We start from the raw sequence: 6,160 nt of genomic DNA, 5'->3' as shown, positions 1-6,160 counted from the left end.
GTCTTTTTGAAATGGTCTCTAAGGGCCTTTCGGAAGGCCATATCAAGCATGGGGATGGAAGCATCCGAAAACCAGTGGTTTGGTTGACGACCGACCCGCAAGCCGATGGCCACGGGTTACTGACCGGTCAGGAGAAGATGACCGCCAGTCGGCTCGCATACGTAACCCGCGTCGAAGGTACCGTGCCCAAGAATAGCGTTGTCTTCAACAAGACGCGGATTCGCATCACAGTGGATCTGCCGGCTGACGATAGCTTGCTCATGCCGTTCGTGGACTATTATGCGCAGCGTGGCGAAAAGCCTGACGAAGCGAAACTCATGGGGCTATCCGCCTACGTCGAGAATCCTTGGCGCCTACCCCGGGCAAAGCAGCGACATTTGATGAAAAACACGGCCACAAAGGAAAACTCATGGTGGCTGTCATTTGGCCCGATCTCCGCCAGTGCGATTACGCGAGTGGAATATAACGGTCCTACTGGATTCGTTGACTATGAATTCGAGATTCACGGGAGACGGCCATTCCAAGACGCGGGATTTGTGGCACCCTGCGCAGCGACCTTGCAATCTCTGCGCCCTTTGATGCACTGCCAACATCCTTTCGAAATCCCGAAGGCCTTTGCGTTCTGCGCGGACCCGAAACAAGCCGCATGCGTGGTCATTCGAGGTGGCGGCAAAGACTATGTTTTTGACTTGGTAAATGGCGCTCCGTTGTATGGCACGAGCCACCCAAACGGTCCTGCGCTATCTGCCTGGGTGCGGCAGCACTCATCCGAACTGTTGGATTGCTGGGCCGAAGCCGTTGACATCTACAAGACGTATTACCCCAGTGCGGGAACCCCCCGCTCCCAACGGCAACTCAACCCGTAGGGCGAAAAGCAAGAAGCCCGCGTCGAAAACAGCTCCTAAGCGGATTCAGGGCTTCTTGGATGCTGCTTTCTACAGCTTCCGACCTCCTCGGAGATTCAAGTCCAGCCGCTCCCCATCCTCACGGGCCGTCGGCGATATACGACCCTATCCACAGGCTGTAGCTGGTAGAAAAAGGTAGAAGAAAGGTAGAGGTTCCATTACGGCCCGGAGAGCCTTTACCAGCAAGGCTCTTTGGGGCAGTAGCGGAACGCTATCCCGAGAAAGCGGAATGCTATCCCGACATGCCGGCACGCTATCCCGATGACAGTGGAACGCTATCCCGAAGCCCAACCGGGTTGTCCACAACTCGCCGCATGAAAGACGTTTCCTGTTATATTCTTCCCAGGCTGTCGTCGCCTGCCGCACGCGCCCTTCGGGGCATGACGAAGACGATGTGTCAACGCACCTACCCCATTCCATAGTCCTTGTTTTCGATGGGCGGTCCGCAAAGCGTGCACCGGATTTGCCGCCCAGGAGAAAGCAATGGATACGCAGCAGTTGAAGCTGCTGGCCGGGCTCGTCCGCGGCCTTTTGCAGCGCACGCACCCCTCCCTTAGTCATGGCCAGGCGCTCGATCTAATCGCAGCACTGCCCGGGCTTCGTAACTGGCCCGAGGTTATGGCGTTCCCCGAACGTGTCGCCGCCACAGAGTTGGATACCACGTCGACCAACCGCCTAGCGTTCCGGATCAAGAAGCGCTTCGCGATGGACGTGACACCACAGGAATTGCTTGTCGCTCTATCGCCGCCCGGTGCCGTCGTCGCCCGCAGTGCCCCGCAGATCTGGCCGACGGGCCCCGTCCCGGGTGTCTACGTCACAACCTCCTCGGACGCGATCGACGCCCTGCTGGAAGCGTACGAGGACGCGACCGACGGCGCACTGGTCTACGCCGAGAGCGCAGGCAACGGATGGTCCGGCAGCATCGACTTAGGCGACTACGGGTTATGGTCGTCGGGCCTCGATCGGGTGCCCAGCGGCACGCTGCTGGTCGTCGGGCCGCTCAAGCTCGACCAGCAGTCGTGGAACAACGCTGGCGAGCGCCTCGAAATGGCCTGCAACCACGCCCTGAACTCTGGGCATCGCATCGCGGTTCTTCTCGACACCCCGACGCCGGAAACCATCAAGGAGGACGTCCGGTTGATCGTGACGTCACGCCCCAACCACACGGACCACGACACCGCGTTGATCGGCGTCGTCACCGATGCGGGAGAGCTGGAAGCGATCACTCCGTTCGCTCGGCCATGGCCACGCATCGAGCTGGTGCCCACCGTGGCCACGACGGACTCGTTTCCGGCCTCCGTTGTTGGTCCGCTGCGCGACGCCTTGGCGGGCAAGACGAGCGGCCTTGTGCTGTTCGGCTCGGGCGCCATCGAAGACCACGCTGCTATCCACCTGGTAGCCGCATCACTCGCCCTGACCGAACACGCGGGCCCAGCCGTTCGTGTCATGCCCCGGCACCGCTCCACTCCGTCGAAGGACTGGGACGTTCCGGACGCCATCCGGGCGCTGCCGTATCTGCCCTCAATCGAAAGCGCCTACGCCCAAGGGTACCGCCGGATCGTCTACACGCCGAGCTACACCCATTCGGACCGGCTGCTTGAGGCCAGCAAGGACGCATTGCTCATCAGCGGGGCTTACGGCAGCGACCTCTCGCAGGTGTTCATGGCCTCCGCCCGCTACGGTAACGCCGAGGAAGAGGAAAGCCTACTGAGCCGCATCATCGCCATCGCGGCCGCGGTCGACATTCCGACGAGCAGCGGCACCGCCTCAGTCGCCGACCTCTACATCGCGGACGGGCACGACGTTGGGGCGCTGAAGCGGTTTAAGGAGGTCGATGAGTTCCTGACCGCCCACCGCCTGTTGCGGTGGGAGGACGAGCTGACCCGATTGCTCAACACCGGTACGGTCACACATGAGGCCGTTAAGGAAGCGTTCCCGCGCAGCCATGGGATCGAGACGTTCCTAGCGAAACACAAGGCCCAACGCTCGCGTCAGACCGCGTGAGCACAGTTGCGCCCGGTGTCAGGCAAAGCGCCGGGCGCAACGGTTCGAGCACACCAAATCGGGGAACACTGCGGACGTGGCCTGGTTTCCGAACCGCCGACTGCTCAAGGCGTCAATCGACACCGTGGAGCGCTTCGTCGCATGGCTCGACGCGACCATCGAGACCAAGAATCTGACGGCCGCCGCGTGTATTCACCAATCCTGATGCGTCGCTAGTCCAGTTTCTTCGCTAAATCCTCTGCACGTGGGTGGTAATACCGCTTTAGCATCCGCAAATCGCGATGTCCTGTCACAGCTGAAAGCTCCAGCACATTGGAGAGCTTGTCTGCCAGACGCGACGCTGCCTCATGGCGGGTATCGTGGAAATGCAAGTCACTGAGAAATCCTGGGAGAGGCACCCTTCCAGCTTCCTCGCAATCAGCTGCGTATTGCTGCTGTGCTCTCTCAATCGCCCGCGCGAACCCCTTCCGGAGCGCCATTGCGGTAATAGCAAAGACGGGACCGACGGCACGTTCGCCAGTTTTGTCGGCGATATACGACGGTAGCGCCTTCAAGATGTGGGTAGCCCGTGTCGAAAGCGGCACCGTTCGCGCGTCCCCATTTTTCGTATCGGGCAAATAAGCAGTGCGTCGCTCGAGATCTACGTTTTCCCATCGCAGTGATAGCAGCTCTCCGCGTCGCATTGCTGTTTCAAGGGCCAGTTCGACGAGCGGCAGCAACCAAGGGTTCCGCGCACCCTTGCTGAAGGTTCCATCCTCCCGTCGCTCACCACCCGTCAGCGCGGCCATCAGGTAGCGCTCTTCGTCAGGTGCCAGCCGGCGATCCCGCGAGCGTGCCTTTTCCGGCCGCTTGATGTACGGAACCGGGTTTTCAACATGGATGCCCCACTCTCGCCGCGCATGGTTTAGCGCCGTCGAAAGCACGTCAATCTCCCGGTTGACCGTTGCCCCAGTCACCTCCTTGAGTCGGCGATCGCGCCACTTCGCCAACGCGGCGCTCGTTACGGCAGACATCTTCAGTTCCACGAGCGCCTTGTCGCGCAGCAGCACGTCGATCTTGACGGACTCGATCGCTGCCGACTTCTTTTGCGGCGTAACCTCCTTCTGGTACCGCCGGAGCACTTCCGCAAGCGTGTTCTTCTCCGCCTCACGACGATCAACGAACCCCGAGGTCTCCAGCTCTCGCTCGACGGTCCGCACCCACTTCTCGGCGTCCTCCTTGTACATGAAGGTGCGCGATTGCTGCGGAAACCCCTTCCGCCGCACCTTCGCCTGCCACTGCAGATCGCCTCGCTTGGTAATCGTGCCCATCCACCGCTGTCCCAAATTTGTCCCAACAAATACTACGATGGCGACATTAACCCCGTCAAACCGTCTTTTGGCTAACGCGTTCGGGACGTAGAGGCCGGAGGTTCGAATCCTCTCACCCCGACCAAACATTTGTATGACGAAGCAGCGGGTTATCCAACCCGCTGTTTTTGTTTGTGCGGTCGGCATTGGCGAATCCGTCGCCACTGTCCCTCGGTTCTGCCGCCAGGCTTCCACCGTTGCCGACCGTCGCTGCGGCAAGACGCACAAAACGCATCTCGCCGCACCTCTCTCACCTCCCCACCATCGTCCGCACAACCCCATCCCTGCGAATCAGGCCGTGGTAAAGCGCCGCCGCGAAATGCGCCAGGAATGTCAGAAAGAACAGATACGCCAGCACGCGATGCGCGACCCTGAGCCACGCAAACGTCACCGGACTGGCCGATACGATTGCCGGCAACTGCACGCCACCGCCCAGCGTCACCGGATACCCGCCCGCCGAGAGCATCGCCCACCCGATCAACGGCATCGAGATCATCAACGCATACAGCGCGACATGCGATCCATGCGCGGCCGATTTCTGCCATCGGGGCAGATCCTCGGGCAACGCGGGGGGCTTCGACGAAAACCGCACCACGATCCGCACACACACCAGCATCAGCACAGCGATTCCCAGTGGCTTGTGCAACGCGACCAGGAATTCGTGCCGCTCGGACACGGACGCCACCATCCCCACGCCGACGAACAGCATCGTGAGCACCATCGCCGCCATCACCCAATGCAACACGCGCGCCGGCAAACCAAACGTCGTAGAAGCCCTCATCACCGTCCCTCCGCACTCAATCGCGCCACACCGGCCACCCCGGCCACACCGGCCTCTTCACTCGTTCGGCGCAGATACGAATCCGCATACGCGGCCGACCTCGCCGCCAGCAACGGATCTCCGGATACCTGAATCCCCTGCGGCAGCACCGTGGGGTCGTAATTCACATCCCGGCACGACCCGCTGTCCTGCGGCGCCACGTGGTCAAGCACCAGCGTGCCTGCGTCGATCGTCGTGCGCTGCGCGGGCCAGACCTTCGTCGCGTCGTCGACCGGATCGCCGGGGGCTGCAAGCGTGACCAACAACTTCCACTTCTGCGCGCCTTGCGCGATGCGGCGCGTCAGATCCTGCGCCAGCACGTCGGGATCCGAAGCTGTCGCGACCTCGCCCGCGCCTGCCGTTTGCTCAGGCTCGACACGCCACCGCACCGCGCGTCGCTTTCCGGCCGCGTCGACAAAATAGAACGCGTTCAATCCGTAATAGCGCTCGGTGACGAAACTCGCGCTCGGCTTCGCCCCCTTGATCCAGTCGCGAAACGCAGCCGTCTCCGGATGCGCGTCGAAGAACGCCTTCACCTTCGCGGGGTCCGGCTTGCCGGTCTTCGGATCGGGCCGGGTCGCGACCGTCTGCTCGTAGAACGCCTGCGGCGTCGCCACCGGAAACACGGACATCGCGTTCATTCCAGTGCGCCATTGCTCGCCGTCCGGCGCCGTCAGCTTCAACGCCAGGCTTCGAATCGGCACGCTGCTGTCGGGCGCATACGGATTGCCGCCCGGCAACGCGAAGCGGCCGACTACTGGTGTACGCCCGGCCTTGAAGACCTGCGCGATGGAATACTCGCTCGCGGCGCCATTGCCTTCGAAGTACCCCGTCACACACACGCCCTTCGCGTGATTGCGCCGAAAGCCGGGATACACGCCGCTGTTGGCCTGCAGCGCGTCGACGAGCCGATGCGGCGTCAGGCGCGCGGGTGCGAGCCAGCCGCCGACATACCCGAACGCGACGGCCACGCCAGCCACCGCGCCGCCGATCACGGCCCAGCGCCACGCGACACGCGTCGGCGGCTGCGAGGAAGAAGATTGCTCCATGAATTCACTCCCGATCGTCAGATCATTGTCGAA

Annotated in this window: 6 protein-coding genes; 3 read left to right on the top strand and 3 right to left on the bottom strand. The window is 62.0% G+C overall.

Annotated features, from left to right (window positions below; genetic code table 11):
• From W930_RS28670 to W930_RS31020, 3 genes are all read left to right on the top strand, one after another.
• A partial coding sequence (locus W930_RS28670; protein ID WP_036656362.1) for a hypothetical protein occupies positions 1-866 on the top strand: 866 nt, incomplete at its 5' end.
• Between the two features lie 522 nt (positions 867-1,388).
• Positions 1,389-2,909 carry a hypothetical protein gene (locus tag W930_RS0123755; RefSeq protein ID WP_004541200.1) on the top strand — a complete coding sequence of 507 codons (1,521 nt, stop codon included), beginning with the start codon at positions 1,389-1,391 and terminating at the stop codon, positions 2,907-2,909.
• Positions 2,910-2,985: 76 nt separating this feature from the next.
• Positions 2,986-3,114, top strand: coding sequence for a hypothetical protein (locus tag W930_RS31020; protein WP_004541173.1), 129 nt, complete (start codon positions 2,986-2,988; stop codon positions 3,112-3,114).
• A 7-nt stretch (positions 3,115-3,121) separates the two neighbouring features.
• Here W930_RS31020 and W930_RS0123745 read toward each other — a convergent pair whose 3' ends face one another.
• The 3 genes from W930_RS0123745 to W930_RS0123735 form a co-directional block, all read right to left on the bottom strand.
• Positions 3,122-4,219, bottom strand: a complete 1,098-nt coding sequence (locus W930_RS0123745; RefSeq protein ID WP_023594098.1) for a site-specific integrase — start codon at positions 4,217-4,219, stop codon at positions 3,122-3,124.
• Between the two features lie 289 nt (positions 4,220-4,508).
• Positions 4,509-5,039, bottom strand: coding sequence for a cytochrome b (locus W930_RS0123740; protein ID WP_023872381.1), 531 nt, complete (start codon positions 5,037-5,039; stop codon positions 4,509-4,511).
• Entirely contained in the window at positions 5,039-6,127 is a 1,089-nt protein-coding gene (locus tag W930_RS0123735; protein WP_023872382.1) for a catalase family peroxidase, read from the bottom strand. Before W930_RS0123735 ends, W930_RS0123740 begins: the two co-directional genes overlap by 1 nt.
• Positions 6,128-6,160 lie beyond the last annotated feature (33 nt).

Origin of the sequence: Pandoraea sp. E26 (assembly GCF_000681415.1) — a bacterium.
GTDB lineage: Bacteria > Pseudomonadota > Gammaproteobacteria > Burkholderiales > Burkholderiaceae > Pandoraea > Pandoraea pnomenusa.
Note: the sequence above shows the minus strand (reverse complement) of the source record. Positions and strands in the feature narration are given on the sequence as shown.